The organism is Flavobacterium sp. HBTb2-11-1 (genome assembly GCF_009826975.1).
Lineage (GTDB): Bacteria > Bacteroidota > Bacteroidia > Flavobacteriales > Flavobacteriaceae > Flavobacterium.
Window position 1 is genome coordinate 23,736 of record NZ_WUMO01000007.1, and the last position, 25,662, is coordinate 49,397.

Consider the following 25,662-nt stretch of genomic DNA (forward strand, 5'->3'; position numbering starts at 1 on the left):
AAATGAAGAGGTAATAATTTAAAAAGTACTAACATGAAAAAAAATATAAAAATGCTGTTGCTGGTTTCGTTAACCTTTATGGCAGCTTGTAATAGTGACGATAATAATGCTCCAGAAGAAGTTCCTGTAACTCCCGGGTCTGCGGTTTTAACTAAATATGTGGCACTAGGTGATTCTTTTGCTGCAGGTTACAGCGATAACGCATTATTTAAAAAAGGACAAGAGAATTCATATGTGAATATTTTGGCGCAGCAATTTGTTGCGGCAGGTGGTGGTGCTTTTACACAGCCACTTATGAATGATAACATTGGAGGTTTATTGTTAGGAGGCAATGTTGTGGCAGGAACAAGGCTTTATTTTAATGGACAAGCTCCAGTAAATGTTTCTGGCAAACCGACAACAGAGATAACATCGCACTTAACGGGCACATTTAATAATATGGGTGTTCCAGGCGCAAAAAGCTATCATTTGGTTGCGCCGGGTTACGGAAACGTAGCGGGTGTAGCTACAGGAGCTGCGAATCCTTATTTTGCAAGATTTTCTAGTTCGGCTACAACTACTGTTTTGGCAGATGCTGTGGCTCAAGCTCCAACATTCTTTTCTCTTTTTATTGGAGGAAATGATGTTTTGAGTTATGCTACTTCTGGAGGTATTGGTAAAGATCAGACTGGAAATATGAATCCGGCGACTTACGGAAGCAATGATATTACAGATCCAACAGTATTTAAAACTATTTATTCTAATTTGGTTGCGGCCTTAACAGCTAATGGTGCGAAAGGAGTTGTGGCAAATTTACCTTACATTACAACTTTGCCATATTTTACAACTGTTCCTTATAATCCAGCTCCGCTTACTGCGGCTTTGGCTGCTCAATTAAATGCAGGTTATGCAGCTTATAATGGAGGTTTGCAGCAAATGGTTGAAAAAAAGCTCTTGTCGGCAGAAGAAGCAACACGTAGAACCATAAACTTCAAGGCGGGAAATAATGCAGTGGTTGTTGTGGATAGCTATCTTACTAACCTTTCAGCATATGGAATTCCGTCTTATAGACAAGCTACGAAAGAAGATTTGGTTGTATTGTCTGCAAGAACATTTATTGGAACAACCGTGGGTGGAGATCCAACAAAAGTTAATGGGCTCTCGGTGCCTTTAGCAGACAATTGGGTTTTGACAAAAGACGAAGTTAATGAAGTGAAAAAAGCAACTGATGCCTATAATCTAGCTATAAAAGCAATTGCTGACGAAAAAGGTTTGGCATTTGTAAATACAGTAAATACGATGACACAGTTGTCAAGCGGTGGCGTTCGATTTGGAAATTTCGTAATGTCCTCTACATATGTAACTGGAGGAGCATTTTCTTTGGATGGGGTACATCCAAGTGCAAGAGGTTATGGGTTAATTGCAAATATCTTTATTGATGCAATAAATGAAAAGTATGGTTCAACGCTCCGTCATGTCGATTTGGCGCAATACCCAATTCAATATCCGGCAACGCTTCCATAAAAACACCATTTTTTTAGTTTTAAAAACCGCTCATTTTTAAGAATGCAGCGGTTTTTTCTTTTATTAAAAAAATGCCGTTTTAGTTATTTTTTAAGCAAGTTTTATGAATCAAACAAAATCATGCTATTTTTTATGAAAAAAAAATTGATTTTATATTTTAAAAAATTATCTTTGCGCTCTGAAAAAAGAGGTATTTTCGATAAACCTAAATAGCTATTTAATAAATACATAAGTAATGTCAAAAGTAATAGGAAAAGTTGCTCAAATCATTGGACCAGTAGTTGACGTAGTTTTCAACGGTAAAGATGTTGAACTTCCAAAAATTTATGATTCACTAGAAGTCACTAAAAAAGACGGAACTATCTTAGTTCTAGAAGTACAATCTCACATTGGAGAAAACACTGTTCGTACAATCTCTATGGACTCTACAGACGGTTTGTCTAGAGGATATGAGGTAGTTGGAACAGGAAGCCCAATCCAAATGCCAATCGGTCCAGACGTATATGGACGTTTATTTAATGTTGTTGGAGATGCAATTGACGGTTTAGGTGATTTGCCAAAATCAGGAGAGAACGGTTTGCCAATCCACAGACCAGCACCAAAATTTGAAGATTTATCAACTTCATCTGAAGTTTTATTTACAGGTATTAAAGTAATCGATTTGATTGAGCCTTATGCAAAAGGAGGTAAAATTGGATTGTTTGGTGGTGCTGGAGTAGGTAAAACAGTATTGATTCAGGAGTTGATCAACAATATCGCAAAAGGTCACGGTGGACTTTCAGTATTCGCTGGAGTAGGTGAAAGAACACGTGAAGGAAATGACTTGCTTCGTGAGATGTTAGAGTCAGGAATTATTAAATACGGTGAAGATTTCATGCACTCTATGGAAAATGGAGGATGGGATTTATCTAAAGTAGATATGCCAGGAATGAGAGAGTCTAAAGCTACTTTCGTTTTCGGACAAATGAATGAGCCACCTGGAGCTCGTGCTCGTGTAGCACTTTCAGGATTATCTATCGCTGAGTATTTCCGTGATGGAGCTGGATCAGACCAAGGAAAAGATGTATTATTCTTCGTTGATAACATCTTCCGTTTTACACAAGCAGGTTCTGAGGTATCAGCACTTTTAGGACGTATGCCATCTGCGGTAGGTTACCAACCAACATTAGCAACTGAGATGGGAGCTATGCAAGAGCGTATTACATCTACAAACAAAGGATCTATTACATCTGTACAAGCGGTTTACGTTCCTGCGGATGACTTAACTGACCCTGCGCCAGCTACAACTTTCGCGCACTTAGATGCTACAACTGTATTGTCTCGTAAAATTGCTGAGTTAGGTATCTATCCTGCGGTTGACCCGTTAGATTCTACTTCAAGAATTTTAACTCCACACATCTTAGGAGATGAGCACTATAATTGTGCACAAAGAGTAAAAGAAATTCTTCAAAAATACAAACAATTACAAGATATCATCGCGATCCTTGGTATGGAGGAGTTATCTGAAGAAGATAAACTTGCCGTAGCAAGAGCACGTCGTGTACAACGTTTCTTGTCTCAGCCTTTCCACGTAGCAGAGCAATTTACAGGTATCCCAGGTGTGTTAGTTGATATTAAAGATACTATCAAAGGATTTAACATGATCATCGATGGTGAGTTAGATCACCTTCCAGAAGCAGCTTTCAACTTGAAAGGTTCTATTCAAGACGCAATCGAAGCTGGAGAGAAAATGTTAGCTGAAGCATAATAATCAAGCAGAGCTTGATAAAATCAAAAAAATAAAAATTCCAAATTCCAAGATTGGGATTTGGAATTTTATAATTTGGAATTTTAAAAAACAGTTATGATTTTAGAAATAGTATCACCAGAAGCGAAATTATTTTCAGGAGAGGTAACATCAGTTAGCTTACCAGGAGTTAATGGAAGCTTTCAGATTTTAAATCATCACGCCCCAATTGTTTCAATTTTAGAAGAGGGAACAATTAAAATTGCAGCTCCAAGCTTCAGTTTTTCTAAAGAGGCTGCTGATAAGTTTACGAGAGTGAATGACCAAACTTATACTTTGCAAATTAAGTCAGGAACAATCGAAATGAAAAACAATAAGATAATTGTATTAGTTGATTAATACAATTTCAAAATAAGCTGAAAAGCCAGACAGTATTGTCTGGCTTTTTTTAATTTTGGTAAATGAAAGAAAGAGATTTTAATAAACTGGTTTATGTCTCAGAGAGGCCATTTTGGCATTTTTTGATTGCATTGCCACTATATTATTTTACTATTTCAATGGTTTTTAAAACTATAGATCTCTTTTCTTCTGGAAAAGTAAACGAAGCTTTGAAATTTGTTTTAGCGACTTTTTTTATGTTTGTCTGTGCAGTTGGACTGACTTTTACGAAAAGAGTTTATGCAAATGCAAAGTTGAAAACAGTTAGGTTTAATTTTACTCTTTTTAAGATTCCATTATGTAAAGATTTTATTTTTGAAGATGTACAGTATGTATCAGTGTTTAAAAATTATTCAGATCGAGACTTTGAAATATATATTTGGCAATCTGAAACCAAGAAAAAATCTATTTCAGTTCATTTAGATTTAAAATCAGCATTTAGTTATGCGTTAAAAATAGCCAATGGATTAGAAGTTGATGTGCTTGATGCTACTGAAAAAGGAAATTTTAAATGGGTAGCGAAAAAACAGGTGTAATAAATTGAAGGCTTGACAGTATTGTCTGGCTTTTTTTATTTTCTTACTTTTGAAGTATCAAAATCTCTTTATAAAATATTTGATCAATTGTGAAAGCTCAATAAGCTTTTGCACTTTGTTTCATCCATAATGATGGAACAAAATTTTTTATGTCAAATTTTATAAAGAATATATATGAAAAATATATTAAAAGTCGCAGTTCTAGGCGGCGGTGGAAGAACAGGAAAATACCTTGTAAAACAGTTATTGAAAAACGGATTTAGTGTAAAACTTCTATTAAGAAATCCGGACAATTTTACCATTCAAAATTCAAAAATAGAAATCATTAAGGGAGATGCTCTTAGTGAGGAATCTGTAAGTTTATTACTCGGAGATTGTCAAGCTGTAATAAATACTATCGGTCAGAGAATGGGAGAACCGATGGTGGCAAGTGGGGCGACAAAAAATGTTTTGAATGCTATGGATGCATATGGAATTCAAAGATATTTGCTTTTAGCAGGACTAAATATCGATACCCCATTTGATAAAAAGAGCCTCAAAACAATTATGGCGACGGACTGGATGAAAACTAATTTTCCTGAAATCCAGAAAGACCGACAATTCACTTATGATCTTTTAAGCAGCAGTAAGATTGATTGGACACAAGTTCGTGTTCCGTTAATTGTTTTTTCTGATGAGAGTAATGAAATCTCTGTAAATCTCGAAGATTGTTTGGGAGATAAAATTACAGCATTGGACATTTCGAAGTTTTTAGTAAAAGAGATGGTTGAGTCAAATTACATTAGGCAATCCCCTTTTATTAGTGCCATTTAATTTAGAAAAACGGCGGATTCCCTATAATCTGCCGTTTATTTTATTCTAATAGGAATTGCCTAACTTTGTTTATATGGAATTGCATGAAAATCTTAAACGTAAAATACAAAGATCTAAACAAGAAAATCTGTTTAGAAAATTACCTGTATTTAATAATCTGATTGATTTCTCTTCTAATGATTATATAGGATTTTCTAAATCAGAAACTATTTACAAGCATACTCATGCTTATTTGTTAGAAAATGAGATTTTTCAAAATGGAGCTACAGGTTCAAGATTGACCACAGGAAACCATTTGCTATATCAAATTGCAGAGAGTTTTATAGCGCAATTTCATGAGGTAGAATCAGCTTTAATTTTCAATTCGGGTTATGATGCCAATTTGGGATTTTTTAGCACTGTACCGCAAGAAAACGATGTTGTTTTGTATGATGAATTGTGTCATGTTTCTATAAAAGATGGAATTGCAATGTCTAAAGCAAAATCATATTCCTTTGTTCACAATGATTTTGAAGATTTGGAAAAGTATATTCTTAAACTTCCAGATAAAATAATTTACATTGTAACTGAAACGGTCTTTTCTATGGATGGTGATAGCCCAAATTTAGAAGATTTAGTACAGCTTGCTCAAAAACACAATTGTTATTTGGTTGTTGATGAAGCTCATGCTTTGGGAGTTTTTGGAGAAAAAGGGGAAGGTTTAAGTCAGTATCTAAAGTTGCATCATAAAATTTTTGCTAGAATTGTAACTTTTGGAAAAGCTCTGGGATGTCAAGGTGCGGCAATCTTAGGAAGTATAGAGCTAAGAGATTATCTGGTCAATTTTGCTCGAAGTTTTATATATTCAACTGCTTTGTCTCCTCATACTGTTGCGACAATTTTTACTGCATACCAGCAATTGGAAATAGAAAAAGCTGCTATTGAAAAGCTTCGTCAGAATATTATATTTTTCAATCAGCAGAAAAATTTGTTAGGACTAAAGCCAATGTTTGTTCATAGTAAATCTCCAATACATTCTGCTATTATTCCAGGAAATAATAATGTGAACGAGTTATCACAGCAACTTCAGGATAGAGGATTTGATGTTCATTCTATTCTTTCTCCGATTATTCCAGAAGGACAAGAACGTCTTCGTTTTTGTATTCACAGTTATAATTCGCAAGAAGAAATTAACCAAGTTTTGGAATTGGTTAGAGATTTTGTTTTTGATTGTGTGCAAGGATTCAAGTTCGTTTAAATAGAATAAAACAAGAAACCCATCTTTACGATGGGTTTCTTGTTTTTAGTTATATATGATTTTCTTTGTGACTACACTGTTGTTTTCTAGAATCACTTTTACTAATAAAACTTGATTGCCAGAATATAAGTTTTTAATCTCTAATTCTTTTGTGTCAACTTTAGTTTTATTATAAAGCATTTGACCACCAATGGTATAGATTTGTACTTCTTTAATGTTTTCAGTTCCGCTAGTTACATTTACTGCTTTTGATTTTACAGAAACTAAAACTCCATCTTTTAAATTCTCAAAATCATCAGTGCCTAAGGTTTTGTTTGTATAGCGAAGGACAAAACGATCTGTAAAGGTTCCAATAGCTGTTTTAAAAGTATAATTAGAAGTGCGCAAGTCAGTTATAATACCTGTTGTTTTGTCTTCTAGATAAACCGCCTGAGTATTAAAGAATCCGTCAGCGTGATCAATTGAAATTGTAAGATCGCCTTCAACAGTACTTTTATAACCAATAGGGACAAGGTCAGAATTATCAAAGGGTAAGGCACGGCCTTGAACGGTTAGTTTTTTAGCTTCGCTGATACTATAAAAATCAATATAGGAGTTGCTTCCCATTGTTGTGGCGTCATAATTATAATCTAAATTATTGGTTGCTCCAGTTGCATATCCAATAAGCATTTGCTTAAACGCGCCTTGAGAATTCGTCAAGTTTAGCCATAAACGATTTTTTTCGATTTGGCCTGTTTTTTCAGTCGTCTTAAAGAATGTAGTGTTTTTGGCTTTAACTCTTTGTTCGTTTGTAAATAAAATAGAACTTACATTTGGCTGAGTAAAAAATCCTTGTCCAGTAGCAATATAACCGTTAGGAACCTGTCCTTTTGGAGATGGTTGTGTTTGTCCCATTAATGTGAAAACAGCAAAATCGGCGCTATCATAAGTAAATGTATTTGTTCCCTCGATTTTTTTCGGGGGAGTATTATGTGACCAAAAATATAAAGGTCCAACATCTCCATTGTCTAGAATGAACTTTTCAGCATCAATAGAAGATGGGTAAGGGTTACCTAATAAATTTAATTTTCCGCTTATAATTGGGATTTGGATGTTTCCATTGTTTGGAACTCCTGTGAATTTCGCAGTAAAATTGCTTGGAGTTGCCAAATCATATGTTTGTGGCGCTCTAATACTGTATCCGTATCCTGCTTCCATAACTTTTTGACCATAGTAGCTAGGAACCCATTTTGTGGTAGTTGCATTCCAATAATGATATTTGTCATACAAAGTTTCTGGAGACAAATCATGCATAGACAAACCGATTACGGGTGATGACCAATATGTTACATCGTAACGAACTACATTGGTTGTTCTTTGTATTTCAAAAGCTTTTGCACTTCCCGTAAGCATATTTTTGGCTGTTGAAGTTTGAAGCAATGATCCTCCATCTAAAATCAGTAGTTTTCCTTCTCCAAGAATATTTATGTCCTCATCAACGGTTAAGGTTATATCTTTTGGAACTGTTAATGTAACTTTATCGTTTATTTTACAAGAGCATACTGTAAGATCAGATGTTAATTGTGTATTTGAATTGATTACTAAAGAGCTTCCATTTGGGGTAGCTGCACCGTTGTAATTTGTTTCAATTTTAATAAAATTCAAATTCAGTCTTGCACTTTGTTTGTAATCTTTTAGACGAATTTCAACTTTAGAGTTTTTGCCTAAAACTCTTGGACTAGATAATGCGTTGTTTACAGGCGCATTATCATTAATGTTTCCTGGCGAAGTGTAAACTGGAGTGGTAGCGTTTTCATCATCAATGAAAATTTGTACTTGATCATCGCAGTTTGTAATTTGTATTTGATAGGTTCCGCAAGGGAATCCTTGTCTTTTATAAACCAAAGTAAAATAATCTTGAGGCACAGGGGCGCCTTGCCAGCCAGATACAGCAGGATTAAAAGAAGGTGATTCTGCAAGAGCAAATGAGTCTGTAGTATTAATGTTTACAGGATTAACACTATAATATCCCGCATAGCTGTTTTGTGGAATTGTAAAATTATTTCCATTATCTGCGGTAGTAAATCCGTAAACTTTCCACAAATTATCTCCGAAAGCATAGGGTGCAGTATTACTTCCTGCTATTAAGCCCATTGAAAACTGTATTCTGGAATCGGTTGTTTTTTCATAATATTCTAAGTCAAAAGTATACTCAACGCCAGCAGTCAATTGCATATTTACTGCCTTTTGTGAATAATTTACACCAGACCATTGATCAATTATTTTGGTAGTACCAGAAGCTGTGGTTAAATACAAACGGTAATAATCATCGCCTCCAACGGTAATATTATAAGTGCCTGTTACATCAACTTTGGCTTTCATTTTATAACGAACAAAGAAATAGTCCGAAGGAGATTCACATAACTGCGCATTTAACCCAGTAACAGTTCCTTGTGCAATATCGCGATTAAATAGTTTGTTTTCTTCAACTTGTCCAATATAGGTCATGTTTAAAATCGGAATGGTCGTGGGCGTTGCAGGATCTGGGTCTGTTGGTGGCAAAGTTGTTGTTTTGTACACATATCCTATCCATTTATTGTCTCCATATTTAATTTGGTCACCAACTAGATTGCAAACAGGTGCTGTAGCATTAATGGTTACGGTAGCAGAAGAATAATTAGAATTGGTATTCTTAAGAGTATATGTAAACGTTGCAGATCCAGTAAAATTGGCTGCAGGTGTAAAGGTGATGTTGTTAAGACCATTTACAGTTACAGTGCCATTGTTAGGTTGTGTTACCGTTATGGTTTCTAAAGGATAGCCGCCAATAACATCATTATCTAAAATAGGAATTGTTACAGCCTGATTTGATGGAGTTGAAACAATATCATTTTTTGCTGTTAAGGTAAAAACATCTTCGATTGTTCCTGTGATTACTGGACCTTCTGGACTTCCATTACCATTTTTAATTTCAAAAGTATTGTTACTAGCATAAACATAAAATCTAATGTACAGGGTTTCTCCAGGTGATAGGGTGTTTAGTCCTGATGCAATATTATTGGTTAATGGTGTCCATGATGAGGCAGCATTACTTTCTGGTATTAATGTCTGAGCACCATTCGTAAAATCTGGATTCTTAGAATATTTTACAAGAAACTTTTGATTTTTTCCTCGGTAAGTAAAATTAAATTGTTTAAGATTTAATTTGTGTTTAGAATCGGGTGCGATTTTAAATTGAATGTACTTAGTTTCATCTGCCTTATCTAGAATATTGGGGTTATAAGAAGGAGTAGGCCAGCCGTTAGTTTGAAAAAATGCATTATTTGGGTTTTGAAATATATAATCTAAACTTATGTTAGTACCCGCCTTTGTAATTGGAGAGTTTGGGTCCACATATTGTTTGGTTACGGGATTAAAAGTGTCATCGGCTCCATCCCAAAGCGATAGAAAATCTGTTGTGTCTTGGTTTACCGTTACTTTTACGGTTCCTGTAGATGTTTCTGTTGCATTTGAGATAGTGTAGTTGAAAACAGAAGTGCCAATAAATCCAGCAGCGGGATTAAAAGTTATAGTTTTATCAGGATTAATTATTGCAGTTCCTTCGGCAGCAGACGGTGGTGTAGAAATAACCAAAGTATTTACATTGGCTTTGTTTACGTCATTGCTTAGCGGATTTATATTAACTGCTACATCTTTCGTAGTGGTAACGTAATCGTTGATGGCTAATATTTTGGTAGCATCAAAGCTTAATACTTCACCATTGATGGTAGGTACAATATTTCCGTTTCCAGTTTTGATTTGGAAGTCGTTATTAGTGTAATAAGCATAAATTCTAACATAAACTTTTTCAGTAGGTAGAACAGGGTTTATTTCTTCAGAAAAATTCAATGTGTATTGTATCCAATCACTTGTAACTGATGTTGCTGTAAGAAGATTAAAAACACCAGATGAGAAGTCAGATTGTTTGGAATATTTAATTGTATATTTTTGAGAACCTGGAGATTTACATTCAAAAGTGAATGTGCTTAAATTTACCTTGTTTCCTGCTTTAGGCCCCAGAGCAAATTGTATATACTTTGTCGGATCATATTGGCCGCCTTTGTTTAGAGGTGTTGGCCAGCCACTACTGGCAAAAAAAGTGTTTGCAGCATTATTAGAGTCATATATATTATTTACCGTTGCTGATAAATCAGAAGCGTTAATTGTTCCTATTGGAACAGGAGCATATCTATTGCCAGAATTTGCTGCGTCCCATTTTACTAAAGCAGTTTGAGCAAATCCAAAAAAAGGCAATAATAAGAATAAAAGTAGAGTTTTTTTCATGCTAAATGTTTTTTATCAATTTGTTATGCTGGCATAGGACTTCCGAACCAAACAAAGGTATATACATTTACGAACTGAATATTGGCGTGGTTTTAAGAACCCCGATATAATCGATGAACTAAAAAAATACTCGATGAAGCACATTAAAAATTTTAATGTTAGACAATTATTCTTATAAAATTCTCAATATTATTGAAGGAATAATCGTGTTAATTTTGTTTTTTTTAAACAGTTTTTTGAAGTTTTAGACTGAAAAACGTCTAGTTTGCTATAAATTCTGCAAAAATGGAATATTTTATAACCAAAAGTTGTTTAGTTTGAAAGGGTGATTTTTTAATGACTTTTTGGCAAAAATCAAAATAGTTTGGAAAGGATAAAAAGGCACTTTTTTAAGATAAAAGGTAATTTAGTTTTCTTCTAGTTCCTTAACTTTTTCGTACACAAGATTACTTTCGTAGCCTCTTCGCAACATATAGTCGCAGAACTTTTTACGTTTTTTAAGAAGATTGGTTTCTAAGATATTATTCCAGCATCTTTCTGCTAGATTTTCAAAAGTCTCAAAATATTCTTCGTTGGAAATTTCTTTCAAAGCCAAGGTGATATTTGTAGAAGAAATATTTCTTGCTTTAAGTTCGTTAGTAATCCTGATTTTTCCCCAATGCTTAATTCGATGTTTGCCTCTTGCAAAGCTGCAGGCAAAGCGGGTTTCGTTTAGAAAATTTCCCTCAATGAGCTGTACGACAATACTGTCAATCTCATCACGAGTCATTTTTAGGCTGTATAACTTATCAACTACTTCATCATGACAACGTTCTTGATAGGCACAAAAATGCTCTAACTTTTGTAAAGCTTCTTTGATGGTAAAAGTGTTATTCGTCGGCTTTTTCATGCATTTTAACGTTTAAATCAAATATTGGTCAAATAGTTATAAATTAATTCTGAAAATTGTTAATATTTTATAAAAAGAAATAAATTATAACCTTGTGTATTAGGCTAATTTAAATATTTTTGTACGGAATTTTAACATTTTTAAATATTAGCTAAAGTGCCAATATTTAACATTTTGAATTCCAATACAATACCAAAAGACCATTCATTTTTTGAAAGGAATTGCCTTTTTTGCTTTTAAGCAAACCAAAAACAAATTTAAAACAAATACCTACTCTTATATGATGAGAAAATTACTTTACTCGTTTTTATTTTTTATTTCTTCAAAATCTTTTTCCAGAAGATTAAGTATGCCTAGTTTAGGCTTGCTTTGTATCGGGATGTTTTTTGTTTTTTTAAATTCTGCTTCGGCGCAAACAGCGACAATAAGTACATGGCCACTAACCAGTGACGAAAAAGCATCAGTTACTGGCAATGTGAGTGCTTCAGATGTTGCAATAGGTTCTAGTTTAAATAGTACTAGCTATTCTGCAGGCTCTGGAATTAGTACACGAGGTTGGTCAGATGACGCATCTAGTTTGCAAGGAACAGAGTATTATGAATTTAAAATCACTCCTAAAACTGGTTTTGCATTAAATATTACGGATGTTAATTTTGAATATAGCGTAAGCAATAATAATGGGAATTGGCAAGTACAAGCCTTTTATTCTACAGACAATTTTGCAACTAGGACAGCAATTTCTGATGCTTTTTCCTCTAATAATACTTCACCAACATCGAAAAATACCGCAATCTCGATACCTGCTATTAGTTCTCCTATAACAATTCGCATATATGGATGGGAGTCTGATGGGAATTATCGATTAAGAATCAGAAATTTTGTTGTTAAAGGTAATACAACCTGTCTTTTATCACCAATCACAACAGGCGTTACAATATGTCAAGGAGGGTCTGGTGCGTTAAGTGCTACACTAAGTAATGCTACAACGACTACAACAACATTTTCTGGATCTTGGGATGCTGCGGTCGATCTTACTGCAAACATGCTTAATGGAGGTATGGTTATAGGAGATCCTTGTCTTTTTAGTTCAACGGTTAGGAGAAACTATACTGCGGTAAATTTTACTGTAAATCAAACAGGATCGTATACTTTTAAAATGACTGACGATACAAATTTTGACGGAATGGCTTATATATATACTGGAGCCTTCACGCCAGGATCATGTGCCGCAGGAACATGGGTTGTGGGAGCGGATGATGATGGGCAAGCAGATAGAGAACCTCGATTAATCGCAACATTAACTGCAGGAACCGTTTATACATTAGTTTCAACAACCTGGGCGACAACAAGTGGAACATATTCAGGTAATTATACTTGGACTGTTATTCCACCAGCAGGAGGACAATTAACATTGTCAACTGTAAATTGGTATACGGCAGCAACTGGAGGGAATCCAATTTGGAATGGTTCAATATTTAATCCTGCTGGGGTTACAGGCTCTGGAGTGGCTAGCGCTCCTGCTCCAGGAACATATACGTTTTATGCCTCGTCAGGAGGAGCATCTTGTTCTAGAACACCTGCTACCTTTACTGTAAATGCTACCCCGACTCTTACAGGAGTAACACAATCTGCTTCAGTTTGTCCAGGATCTGCTGCAACAATAAATTTATCAGGCTTGCTGGCTAATAGCACATCTACTGTTTCGTATACAATCAACGGTGCTGCACAGACTGCAACTTCTGTTGTCGCATCATCAACAGGAGCGGCGAGTTTTACTACTCCTGCATTGACAGGAGCAAATAATGGGCAGACGCTTCAGATAACGGGAATAACCACAACGAGTTCCACACCTAACTGCAACCAGTCATTTACAAGTAGCATAACACTGTCAGTTAATCCTTTGCCGACGACAGCCAATGCAGGTGCTGATCAATATGGCAACGGAGCATTTACATTAGTAGCTAATGTACCTACAGCTGGTACAGGTACATGGAGTATAACGAGTGGTCCAAGTACATCTCTAACTCAGTTTAGTAATGTTAATGCTGCTAATGCTACATTTACTCCTATTGGAGCAGGAACATACACATTAAAATGGACAATTACCAATAGTTGTGGGACATCTACAGATGATGTAATTCTTTCAAATTGTGTGGGTAATTTAATTAAGAATGGTGATTTTACATATGGAAAAAATGACTGGTCAAATGCTACAACAAAAGGATCATATGTTGAAGTGTATAATGAAAGTGTTTATTTTGGAAATGGTAATAATGAAATCACCGCAGAATTAGATTCTCAGGCATCATTAGGACAAAGTGTTACGGTAATTCCAAATGTTCCATATACCTTAAGTTTTATTTATGCCCGTAGACCAGGATCTTCTCCTACTACTGGCGTAGATGTTAAAATAATAGATGGGTCAAATACTACATTAAAAAATTATACAACTAATGATATTACTAACACACCTATATTTGTTAGTATACCATATACACCATCAAGTTCTACTATCTGGATTGAATTTTATAATTCTGTAGAAACTACTACCCTTGGATCTATCATAGACAATATTGTTTTGCTTCCTAGCTCGCAGGTGAATCCGGTGGCGACAACAACACCTAAAGGGAAGTATAAAACTTTAGACGCTTGTGATGGTACTAGTGTTCAATTAGACGTAGATAATGTTACTGGTTCGGGATTATCATATGCTTGGACGAGTACATCGACAGGAGTAACCTTTTCGGAAACTAATGTGAAAAATCCTAAAATAACCGTAACAGGAACAGGAACTAAGAATGCTACAGTTGTGGTAACGCAAGGCGGTTGTTCTTCTGTCTCTTCGACTACATATATTAATGTACTATCTTTACCTGTAGCAGGTTTAACTAGCAGTGATGCTGATAACACTTTCTGCGCAGGAACACCAGTAACTTTTACTGCATCAGGTGGTACTAGCTATGTGTTTAAAGTTGATTCTGCTATAGTCCAATCGGGAAATAGTGCTACTTATACAACTACTGCTTTAACAAATGGACAGGTTGTAATTGTAGACGTTACTAATGCCTCAGGCTGTACATCAACAAGTACAGGAATTACTAATACAGTAAACCCAAAACCAACCGCCCCATCAATTTCGCATACTGATGTATCTTGCGGTAGTTTAGGAAGTATAACATTAACTAATTTGCCAGCAGTAAACTGGAAAGTTTATTTAAATGACCAGACGGGGGCACATCCATATTCTCGTCAAAATACAGAAACTGATTTGACTATTAATGATTTACCTATAGGAAGGTATGATTTTACGGTTGAAAATATCGCTTCTGGATGTGTCTCAGATGTAGCAAGTGTCAATATAATAGACATTAGTTCTACAACTACATGGAATGGTTCAGTATGGTCTAATGGCGAGCCAGATGGAAGTAAAAGTGTTACAATTTCATCAGTTGTGCCAAGTCAGCCTTTTTCTGCTGCTAAACCTAACATAACAGTTTGTTCCTTAACTATTACGGCTGGGTCAGATGTAATTATTCCATCTGAAATGACTTTAACTGTTACCAACGGAATTACAAGTAATGGTAAATTAACATTTGAAAGTGGATCAAGCTTATTACAAGGCCCAAGCGCTCTAAATACCGGTACTATTTCGTATAAAAGAAAAGTCAGTATGCGCCGCTATGATGTTGTTTATTGGGCAACTCCGGTAACAGATGTAAGTCTTACTATGTACAAATTTTCTCCAAATACTTTATTTGATAAATATTATTATTGGAATGCAACTACGACAAAATGGGTTCCTAGCAACTATGGCGGAAAAGTGATGGAAATGGGACAAGGTTATAGTATCAGAGGTCCGCAATATTTTGATCTGGTAACTCCTCAAATATTTGAAGGTGTTTTTGTTGGGGTGCCAAACAATGGAGATGTTTCATTTCCTGTTGTGGCAAATAAATTGAATTTGATAGGTAATCCTTATCCTTCTCCAGTAGATGCAGATGAGTTAATGCTAGAGAATAAAGATAAATTAGGGTCATTATATTTTTGGACTCATAATCAGCCTCCACAACTTGCTCCGGGAACTAACACATTTAAGTATCTAAGTTCAGATTTTGTTGTTTATAACGGAACAGGTTCGGTACGAGTAAACAATGAGATTGTTACTGGCGCAGATGAATTTAAAGGTTACATTGGCGCAGGTCAAGCTTTTTTTGCAATACCACCTGGAACAGAAGTTAAATTTAAAAACGAGTTCCGTAAGGGAAGTTCAGAGAATACGCAGTTTTATAAAACAGCTAAAAAAAGTAAAATTGAAAAAAATCGTCTTTGGCTGAATATTGCTAATTCTCAAGGCGCTTTCAAGCAGATATTAATAGGTTACATCGAGGGTGCGACAAACGCTATAGATGTGGATTATGATGCTGTTACAATGGGAAGCAACTCTTATATTGATTTTTATACGCTTAACGAAAGCAAAAAACTAACCGTTCAAGGTCGCGGACTTCCCTTTGATAATACAGAGATAATTCCTTTAGGATACAAGAGCGGTGTTGATGATAAGGGAGATCGTAACTTCACAATTTCTATTGATCATGCAGACGGATTCTTTACTACTCAACCTGTATACTTAGAAGATAAAGTAACGGGTAAAGTAATAGATCTAAGAAAAGAAAATTATACCTTCTTTACTATAGCAGAAACAAACATCACACGTTTTGCGCTTCGTTATACCAATAAAACTTTGGGAACAGGAGATTTCGAAAATATTGAGAATGCAGTTTTAGTTTCGGTTAAAGACAAAGCGATAAATATTACTTCATCTAAAGAAACAATAAAAGAAGTAAATGTTTACAACATTGGTGCGGAGTTATTATATAGTAATAGCAAAGTGAATGCTTCAGAATTACAAATTAAAAACCTGCATTCTAGTGATCAAGTACTATTGGTAAAAATAACTCTAGAAAACGGACATGCTTTTACTAAGAAAGTTGTTTTTTCTAATTTGTAAATAATAAAACCAAGATAATTAGTAGCCCATTCCTTAAAAAGAATGGGCTTTTTTATGCGCAAAATATCCCTAAATCTTGGTATTGTATATCTTATTACAGTCTTGTAATTTTAGCTTAATTCTTACAATATTAATTTAAATTGCATTGTTTTGATTAGAACTTTACTTTATTGCCTAATCCTTTTTTTACTATTACCCTTTTCAGGTATTCTAGCACAGCAGGGAAAAGTTGACCCTTCTTTCAATGTATTTGATGACGGACAATATGGAGATGGTTTCGATGGAACTGTCCGAACTCTTCTTTTACAAAGAGATGGCAACTTAATTGTTGGCGGAGATTACCTGAGTTTGAATGGATCACCCGTTTCTTATCTTACTCGTTTAAACCCCAATGGCTCAATCGATGAAAGCTTTAATACAGGAGCGGGTTTTAATGGCAAAATCTATGCATCCTATTTGCAGTCAGATGGCAAAATTATTTTGGGAGGAAGTTTCACATCCTACAACGGAATTAGTGCCGGAAGACTGATTCGTTTAAATTCTGACGGATCCTATGATCCTACTTTTAATACCTCGATAGGAGCGACAACAGGAATTGTTTATGATATTGCAATGCAATCTGATGGAAAAATAATAATTGTTGGAAGTTTTACAAAATATGCAAATAGTACAGTAAATCGAGTGGCTCGTTTGTTTCCCAACGGAACACTTGATTCTTCTCTTTTGACTGGCTCTGGCTCAACATTAAATATAACTCATGTTAAGATTACAACTGATGAAAGAATAATTCTTACTGGAAATTTTATCACATTTAATGGAACTCCAGCAAACAGAATTGTACGTTTAAATAGTAACGGAAGTTTTGATTCCACTTTTAATTGCGGGACTGGCTTCAACGATGATGTTAATGCGATTGCACTGCAAACGGATGGTAAAATGGTTATAGGAGGCAATTTTACCGTTTTTAACGATATTGTTGCCAATCGTTTTATTCGTTTGAATGCTGACGGAACAAAAGATGAAAGTTTTCAAGTTGGCTTAGGTTTCAGCAAAGAAGGAGTTCAGACAATTAAAATTGATTCGAATGGAGATTTAATGATAGGAGGCTCTTTTACTGGTTTTTATAATGGCACCGAAGTTAATAGAGTAGTTTTTCTTAATTCAGACGGAACCTTAAAAACTAATTTTGATATTGGTTCAGGACCAGCTTCCGCTTCTGTTTTAAGCTTGGAGTTTGACGAAGAAGGTTCTTGGTTTATAGGAGGCTCTTTTTCTGTTTTTAACGGACAAAATCAAGGTAGGTTAGCTAAAATTAATAGTGATGGAGAACACGATATTGCATATTTGTCTTCAGGTATTGGCTTCGATAATTCTGTCTTGAACATTTTGCCACTTCCAAATCAGAAAATAATCGTTGGAGGTAATTTTAATAAATTTAACGGAACAGCGGTTTCAAAGATAACTTGCCTTTTAGAAGATGGTTCTATCGATACCTCTTTTAATACAGGAAAAACTGGAGCAAACTACTTAGTAAAAACAACAGTGTTGCAAGCTGATGGGAAAATAGTGATTGGTGGTAATTTCACCAAATACAACGATATACTTACTAATAGGATTATTAGAATTTTATCAAATGGAGAAACTGATAATTCATTTAACATTGGAGAAGGTTTTAATGCACAGGTATACGCACTTGCTGTTCAGACTGACCAAAAAATTATCGTTGCAGGAGCATTTACCAAATACAATGGATCGACTTTAAACAATAGTCGTGTTGTGAGACTTCTTCCAGATGGAACAAAAGATAGTAATTTTAATATTGGCTTGGGAGCCGATGGAACTATTGAAGCAATAGTAGTACAATCCGATGGAAAAATTCTTTTAGGCGGGCACTTTAAGACATTTAATGCCCAGCCTTTTTCGGGTATAGTTCGTTTAAATCCTGACGGAAGTATTGACTCCAGTTTTAATATTCGAAACGGATTTGATAAATATGTCTATGCAATGGCACTCCAATCAGATCAAAAGATTATTGTTGGCGGTTCTTTTTTAACCTTTGATGGAATTTCTCAAAAGAGAATAGCTAGGCTGAATACGGATGGGAGTCTTGATGCAACATTTGAATCTGGAGCAGGTTTTAGTAAAGGAGATGTTCGTTCTATTTTACTACAACCAGACGATCGAATTTTGGTTGGAGGTACTTTTTCAGGAACATACAACAATACTGTATCTTACAGAATTATTAGATTAATGCCTTCAGGGGTTATTGATAATTCCTTTACTGCATCTCTAAATAATACTCTTTTTGATATGAAATTTACGGAGGAGTATAGATTGCTTATTGGAGGTAATTTCAATTCTGTTTCTGGTATTTCTAAGCATAGAATTGCCCGTTTAAAACTTTGTGTGAATACTACAATTTGGAATGGAATCTCATGGTCAAATGGTCCGCCATCAGCAGGAAAAGATGTGTATTTTAAAGAAAATTTTCCACAATTAACTAATGCTACCGTTTGTGGTTGCCATATTGATCAAGGTAAAACAGTAAACTTGCTGGAGGCAAATACTCTTGCGATAGAGTTTCAATATACAGGATTAGGAACTTTGATTTTAGAAAACTCAGCAAGTTTATACCAATCAGATGATGACATAGTAAATACCGGGATTATCCATTTAATAAGAAAGACAAAACCAGTAATTCGCTATGATATGACATATTGGTCTTCACCTGTTGATAGGCAGACAATGAGAGATTTTTCGCCAAATACTCTTGGAGATAAATATTATTGGCATGACCCGATTTCACGTTGGGTTATAAATTACAACGGAACAATGACCATGATCCCAGGACAAGGCTATTGTATTAGAGCACCACAAAATTATTCTATTACGGAGCGGCAGATATTTGAGGGAACTTTTAAAGGTATTCCAAACAATGGTAAAATAGACGCGGAGTTTAAAGTAGCAGATGGTTTTTATCTAATAGGAAACCCGTATCCTTCCGCGATAAACGCAGATCTTTTTATAAAATCAAACGCTTCAAAAATATATGGCGCTCTTTATTTTTGGACGCATAGTACACCTCCTTCTAACGGTAAGTATTCGGCAGATGATTGCGTTGTGTATAATCTTTTAGGTGGCGTTGGGATAAGTTCTTCTTTAAATTCGGAAAACTATACCACCACGCCAGACGGAACAATAGCTTCAGGACAGGGCTTTTTTGTACAAGGTAAAGAAGAAGGTTCTATTCAATTTAATAACAGTATGCGGATCAAAGCTCGTAACAGTTCCTTTTTTAGACCTAGTATTAGTTCTAAAGCAGAAACAGGAAATGAAAGGCTTCGATTTTGGCTGAATCTTTATAATGAAAAAAATGCTTTAAAACAAATTTTATTGGGTTACGCTCAAGAGGCTTCGAATGTGATGGATTATTATGACGCCGTATCTTTTGGTTCAAATCAGGAAATTGATTTTTATAGTATTTTAGAAGATAAAAAACTAGTAATTCAAGGAAAAGCAATGCCTTGGATAGAGAGTGACTCTTTTAATTTGGGATATAAAACAACTGTCAAAACTACGCTGAAATTAGAGATCGATCATCAGGATATATTATTTAATGAAATTGATATTTTTTTAGTAGATAAAACCTTAAATAAATTTCACAACCTTTCTGAAGGGCCTTATCAATTTGATTCGGAAGCAGGAACTTTTAATAATCGATTTTCAATAGTTTATTATAATAAAGCTTTAGGAAATGGAACTTTCGAAGATGATTTTAAAAGCACTTTGGTATATGTTAAAAACCAAATCATAAATATTCAGTCATTTAATGAAAACATTAAAAAGATCACAATATTCGACATTTCAGGAAATGAATTGTATAAAAAAGATAAGCTTGAAACTAAAAAGGTATTCGTTCAAAATTTGCTTTCTTCTCATCAAGTTTTATTAGTAAAAGTTACTTTCCAAAATGGCAAATCAATTTCAAAAAAGGTTATTTTTTAAAAATAAGAAAAAGGTCTTTTTAGTTGGTTTTTGTTTTTAAATAATTGATTTCTAATGTTTTGAATTTAATTTTAACAGTTTTTATCTATTTTTTAAATTTTTTGATTTATAATTGTTAAAATTAGCGTTTAATACCATCAGATTAATTTTTATGTAAACAAAATCGTACCTTGTAGTAATATTTTATCGATTAAATGCGCATTTAATCGATAAAATACTTTTTATAAGCCTTACGATTAATTTAGCTTTGTTAAAATAGAGCTTCATCAATTGTCATTTATCAGCCTTAAGTTTATTGTAAAAAAGTATTTCTTTGATACTTGATTTTACAATTAATCTTGTTTTGAGTTTGAATTTATTTTTCAATTACTAAAATACCACAAGATGAGAAGAAAATTACTTACTGTGCTGAATCTCTTCAGCTTTTCAACTTTAGTGACATACATTGAGAAGCCAATAAATTCCAGTTGGAGATTTAGATTTTTTCTAATTTTATTTTTAGTAAACTTTTATACTACTTCCAAAGCGCAAACTTTAGTGCATCCGTTAACGGCTAGTAACTCGTCTTTTCCTCTTCCCGCAGGTATGGATATTGTTACTGTTGAAGCTTGGGGCGCAGGAGGTGCAGGAGGTGCCGCAAATCTCACACCTCTAGTTGGAAGGAGTGGCGGAGGTGGCGGTGGTGGAGCTTACGCAAAAGGAACAATTACCACAACAGGTTTATCTAGTTTGAATGTTGTGGTTGGAGCAACTGCTCTAGGAGGTAGTGGAAATGGGGCTCCAGGAGATGCATCATACATAACGACATTTACAACTTCTTTCTATGCGCCAGGTGGTCAGGGGGGGAATGCAAATACCACAACGACCTCTACTCCGACTGGTGGCGCTGGCGGAACTGGGGCTATTGGAAATATTACTACTTCAAGCGGTGCAAATGGAGGAGCAGGAGGAAGTGCCGCATTAGGTTTACTTCTCACTTCTGGTGCAGGAGGCAATGCTGGTAACTTTGGGGCTGGACTAGGCGGCGCAGGAGGAGCAGCAAGAAGCACTGTAGTATTAGCTACAGATGTAGGGAATCCAGGAAATATATATGGAGGTGGAGGAGGCGGAGCCATAAGTGCTTCCACATTACAAAATGGAGGGAGTGGAGCAAGAGGTCATGTTAATATTACCTATACCTGCAAAACGTATAGTTTTGCCACTATATCAGCAACAAATGTTTGCACGACAATTGGGACAACTTCACAAGTACAGCTAACAGGAACGTCAACAACTCTTCCTGCTGGCACATATACAGTAACTTATAATAGAAGCAGTCCAGCATCTACAGGTTTAACAGCAACGATGATGGTAGGATCCAATGGTGTAGGAGGTTTTACAGCTGTTGGATTAAATGTTTTAGGTACCAGCAAAATTACAGTTACTTCTTTAACTTCTGTAGACTGTACTTCTACAATTTCTACAAATAATTTTGTAGATGTTATTGTGGGCGCACAGCCAACATTAACACTTGGAGCGACTACATCAGTATGTGCAAGTTCTAATTTGCAGAGTACAACGTTGCCATATAGCGGTGCTACTAATTCACCTTCTACTTATAGCATAACTTGGAATGCAAGTCCGACAAATAGTTTTTTGCCAGTTACAAATGCATCTTTAGCAGCTAGTCCAATTAATATCCAAATACCTGCCAATACACCAGCAGGTACTTATACTGGGAATTTAACAGTAGGAAATACGGCGGGATGTACATCACCAGTATATAGTTTTACAGTTACAGTGAATCCGCTACCTGCAATTACATTAGGCAATATTGCTGGAGTGTGTACAAATGCAAGTCTGCAAAATGTGACATTGCCTTATACAGCTCCAACAAATTCACCAACAACCTATAGTATTGCTTGGAACGCCACGCCGGCCAATAATTTTTTAACAGTAACAGATGCACCTTTAACCGCCAACTCTATAAACATTGCCGTTCCTGCGGGAACGGCTGCGGGCACTTATACAGGAACCTTAACGGTAAAAAATGTGAATGGATGCATCTCGACAGCAAGTAATTTTACAGTAATGGTTAACCCACTGCCTTCGATAGTACTTGGAACTCCTAATGCGGTTTGTTTTAATCCTGCAGCTCAGACAACTAATTTAAGCTATAATGGCGCAACAAATTCGCCAACATCTTACAGCATTACATGGAATTCGAGTCCGGCTAACAATTTTTTGGCAGTTACAGATGCACCTTTAACCGCTAGTCCGATAAGCATTGCAATACCGGCTGGAACAGTTGCGGGCACTTATACAGGATCTTTAACGGTAAAAAATGCGAATGGATGCGTTTCTGCGCCTAGCAATTTTACAATAACTGTTAATCCGGTGCCATCGATAACACTTGGAACTACCAGTGCGGTTTGTTTTAATAGTTCCGCCCAGACCACTAATTTAACCTATAGCGCTATTGCCAATTCTCCAACTTCTTACAGCATTGCTTGGAATGCGAGTCCAGCTAATAATTTTTTGGCGGTTACGGATGCATCTTTAGCATCCAGTCCAATTAGTATTGCTATTCCAGCTGGAACAGCAGCAGGAATTTATACGGGAAATTTAACAGTAAAAAGTGCAAACGGTTGTATTTCTATACCTAATAATTTTACAGTAACCGTTAATCAGGCTCCAACTATTACTTCGTCAGGAAATTTAACTTCTGTTTGTCAAAATGCATCAGCACAAACAACTTCTTTACTATATTCTGCCACAACTGGTACACCAATCAGTTATTCAATAGATTGGGCAGTATTAAATGATCAGGGAAATACTGTTTTTTCTTTTGATCCTGCAGGTGGAAATATCAATAATATTAATGTACCTGCCAATATAGCTGTCGGAACTTATAGCGGTGTAATGACAATTTTTACTTCAAACGGTTGCCAGACAACACAAGCAGTTTCTTTAACAATTAACGGTCTTCCAACAATAAGTACAGCAGGAGTCTTTGTTCCAGTTTGTCAAAGTTCATCGGCGCAGACTACCACTTTAAGTTATAATTCAACAACAGGATCACCAATAAACTATGCTATTGACTGGGTCACTTTGACAGATCAAGGAATCACACCATTTCCTTTTAGTTCGGGATCGGGAAATATTATAAATGTTAATGTCCCCGCAAATACTGCCTCAGGAACTTATAATGGTATAATGACTATTGAGACTTCGACTGGTTGCCAAGCTACTCAAAACGTTTCTTTGACTGTAAACGCAATTGTTACTCCACCAACAGCATCTGTTACTCAGTTGCCAACCTGTGTAAATAATACAGGTGTCATTACAGTAACTTCACCATCATCTGGAACAGGATATACCTATAGTATAGACGGTGTAGATTTTAGCAATACTTCAGGAATATTTACTGGACTATCTTCAGGAGCTTATAATGTACAAGTAAGAAATAGTGCAACAGGATGCGAATCAGAAGCAACTCCAATCATGATAAATGCTTTTGTTACTAAAGCATGGAATGGAAGCGTTGATGCCAATTGGGGAAACCCTGCAAATTGGACGCCAGCAGGAGTCCCTATTGCTTCTGACTGTGTAGACATTCCAGACGTGGGAGTTGATCCGATTATTTCTGGAACTAATGGCAGTTTTTTTGTCAGCCGATTAACGGTTCAGAATAATGGGGCTCTCATTGTGCAAGGTGCGAATACAATCACAGTAACAAACGAAGTAAGCGTAATGGGTAATGGAGTTTTAATTTTTGAAAATAATTCAAGCTTAGTTCAAATTGCTGATGTAGATAATACAGGAAATATTATTTATAAAAGAAATACAACACCGGTAAGACGTTACGATGTTACGTACTGGTCTTCGCCGGTGACTCGTGTGCCAGCTTTCACATTACATGATTTATCGCCGAATACACTTTGGGATAAATATCATAAATTCAATTCTGTAACGGAAAAATGGATACTAATTAGCAATGGAGCAGAAGAGATGGTGAAAGGAAATGGTTATAGTATTAGAGCCCCTCAATTCTATGATTTGAATTCAACCCAAATTTTCGGTGGAGAATTTGTTGGTGTGCCCAATAATGGAACAATTTTGGGGCCGACAGCTGTAGCTGAAAAATTAGTTTTTCTAGGGAACCCATATCCTTCAGCAATTTATGCAGATCAGTTTATTCATGACAATGCAGATCGTCTTTATGGTACATTGTATTTTTGGACGCATAATAGTCCTCCTACTTTAATTCCAGGTACTAATACTTATACATACACAGGTAGTGATTTTGCTTATTATAATTTATCGGGACTCACAGAGGTAGGATCAATGGAGGGAACTGGAGCAACGTCTCCAGGAAATCAGGACGAACCAGCGGGATATATTGCCGCTGGACAAGGTTTTTTTGCTAAATCCATAACAGGACAGAACCCAGTATATACAAATTCAATGCGAGTGCCTAGTAATAATAGCCAATTTTTTAAATCTGCAAGTACAGCTCTAATTGAAAAACACCGTGTATGGTTAAATTTTACAAATACAGAAGGAGCTTTTAAACAATTACTAATTGGATATGTAACGGGAGCAACAAATTCTTTTGATTTTAATTACGACGCAGTCACACTGAATGCAAATCCATATGTTGATTTTTATAGTATTAATGAAGAAAAAAAATTAGTTATTCAGGGAAGAGCTTTGCCTTTTGTTGTTTCTGATACAATTCCTTTAGGGTATAAGTCTACTATTCCAGAAGGTAATTTTACAATTGCTATAGATCATACAGATGGGAATTTAAGTAATCAGAATATTTATCTGCAAGACAATGTAACAAATACGATTCATAATCTTAAAACAGGAGGTTATACGTTTAGGTCAGCGCCGGGAACTTTTCTGAATCGTTTTGTTTTACGTTATACAAATAGTGATGATGATAAAGCACTTGGAAATGAGGATTTTGAAAATCAAAACCAAAAAATTGTTGTTTCTGTTAAGGATAAAAACATCAAACTGCAATCTATTTCTGAACAGGAAAATCTTCAAGAAGTTTCTATTTATGATGTAGGCGGTAAATTATTATATCATAAAAAGGAAATTGGAAATAAAGATTGGATTATAAATAATTTTCAATCAGGACCGCAAATTCTATTGGTTAAGATAACTTTAGAAAATGGAAAAACAGCGTCAAGAAAAATAGTATTCAGATAAATA

General features: G+C 35.3%; 11 protein-coding genes. 9 read left to right on the plus strand and 2 right to left on the minus strand.

The window, feature by feature from the left end; all coding sequences use genetic code 11:
- Positions 1–33 precede the first annotated feature (33 nt).
- The 6 genes from GR162_RS15970 to GR162_RS15995 all read left to right on the plus strand — a co-directional run bounded on the left by GR162_RS15970 (position 34) and on the right by GR162_RS15995 (position 6,253).
- Positions 34–1,503, plus strand: coding sequence for an SGNH/GDSL hydrolase family protein (locus GR162_RS15970; RefSeq protein ID WP_160782953.1), 1,470 nt, complete (start codon positions 34–36; stop codon positions 1,501–1,503).
- 235 nt (positions 1,504–1,738) lie between these two features.
- Positions 1,739–3,250: a F0F1 ATP synthase subunit beta gene (atpD, locus tag GR162_RS15975; RefSeq protein ID WP_008465465.1), complete on the plus strand. Its 1,512-nt coding sequence runs from the start codon at positions 1,739–1,741 to the stop codon at positions 3,248–3,250.
- Between the two features lie 96 nt (positions 3,251–3,346).
- Positions 3,347–3,628 (plus strand): F0F1 ATP synthase subunit epsilon, encoded by a 282-nt coding sequence (locus GR162_RS15980; protein ID WP_160782954.1) that lies wholly within the window; start codon positions 3,347–3,349, stop codon positions 3,626–3,628.
- Positions 3,629–3,690: 62 nt separating this feature from the next.
- Positions 3,691–4,203, plus strand: a complete 513-nt coding sequence (locus tag GR162_RS15985; RefSeq protein WP_160782955.1) for a hypothetical protein — start codon at positions 3,691–3,693, stop codon at positions 4,201–4,203.
- Between the two features lie 174 nt (positions 4,204–4,377).
- The gene (locus tag GR162_RS15990) at positions 4,378–5,016 is read left to right on the plus strand and encodes an NAD(P)-dependent oxidoreductase (RefSeq protein ID WP_160782956.1); all 639 of its coding nucleotides are present in this window, start codon (positions 4,378–4,380) and stop codon (positions 5,014–5,016) included.
- A gap of 73 nt (positions 5,017–5,089) precedes the next feature.
- Positions 5,090–6,253 (plus strand): pyridoxal phosphate-dependent aminotransferase family protein, encoded by a 1,164-nt coding sequence (locus tag GR162_RS15995; protein WP_160782957.1) that lies wholly within the window; start codon positions 5,090–5,092, stop codon positions 6,251–6,253.
- 45 nt (positions 6,254–6,298) lie between these two features.
- Here the strand turns inward: GR162_RS15995 and GR162_RS16000 are convergent, their stop codons facing one another.
- Both GR162_RS16000 and GR162_RS16005 read right to left on the minus strand, forming a co-directional pair.
- A complete protein-coding gene (locus GR162_RS16000) occupies positions 6,299–10,555 on the minus strand; it encodes an Ig-like domain-containing protein (protein WP_160782958.1) in 4,257 nt (1,418 codons plus the stop codon).
- Between the two features lie 406 nt (positions 10,556–10,961).
- Positions 10,962–11,444, minus strand: a complete 483-nt coding sequence (locus tag GR162_RS16005) for a regulatory protein RecX (RefSeq protein WP_160782959.1) — start codon at positions 11,442–11,444, stop codon at positions 10,962–10,964.
- Positions 11,445–11,793: 349 nt separating this feature from the next.
- Here GR162_RS16005 and GR162_RS16010 point away from each other — a divergent pair, with 349 nt between their 5' ends.
- The 3 genes from GR162_RS16010 (at position 11,794) to GR162_RS16020 (ending at position 25,659) form a co-directional block, all read left to right on the plus strand.
- Complete coding sequence (locus GR162_RS16010; protein ID WP_160782960.1) at positions 11,794–16,452, plus strand: T9SS sorting signal type C domain-containing protein; 4,659 nt, start codon at positions 11,794–11,796, stop codon at positions 16,450–16,452.
- 150 nt (positions 16,453–16,602) lie between these two features.
- Positions 16,603–20,457 (plus strand): T9SS sorting signal type C domain-containing protein, encoded by a 3,855-nt coding sequence (locus GR162_RS16015; protein ID WP_160782961.1) that lies wholly within the window; start codon positions 16,603–16,605, stop codon positions 20,455–20,457.
- A gap of 384 nt (positions 20,458–20,841) precedes the next feature.
- Positions 20,842–25,659 (plus strand): T9SS sorting signal type C domain-containing protein, encoded by a 4,818-nt coding sequence (locus tag GR162_RS16020; RefSeq protein ID WP_160782962.1) that lies wholly within the window; start codon positions 20,842–20,844, stop codon positions 25,657–25,659.
- Positions 25,660–25,662: the final 3 nt, after the last annotated feature.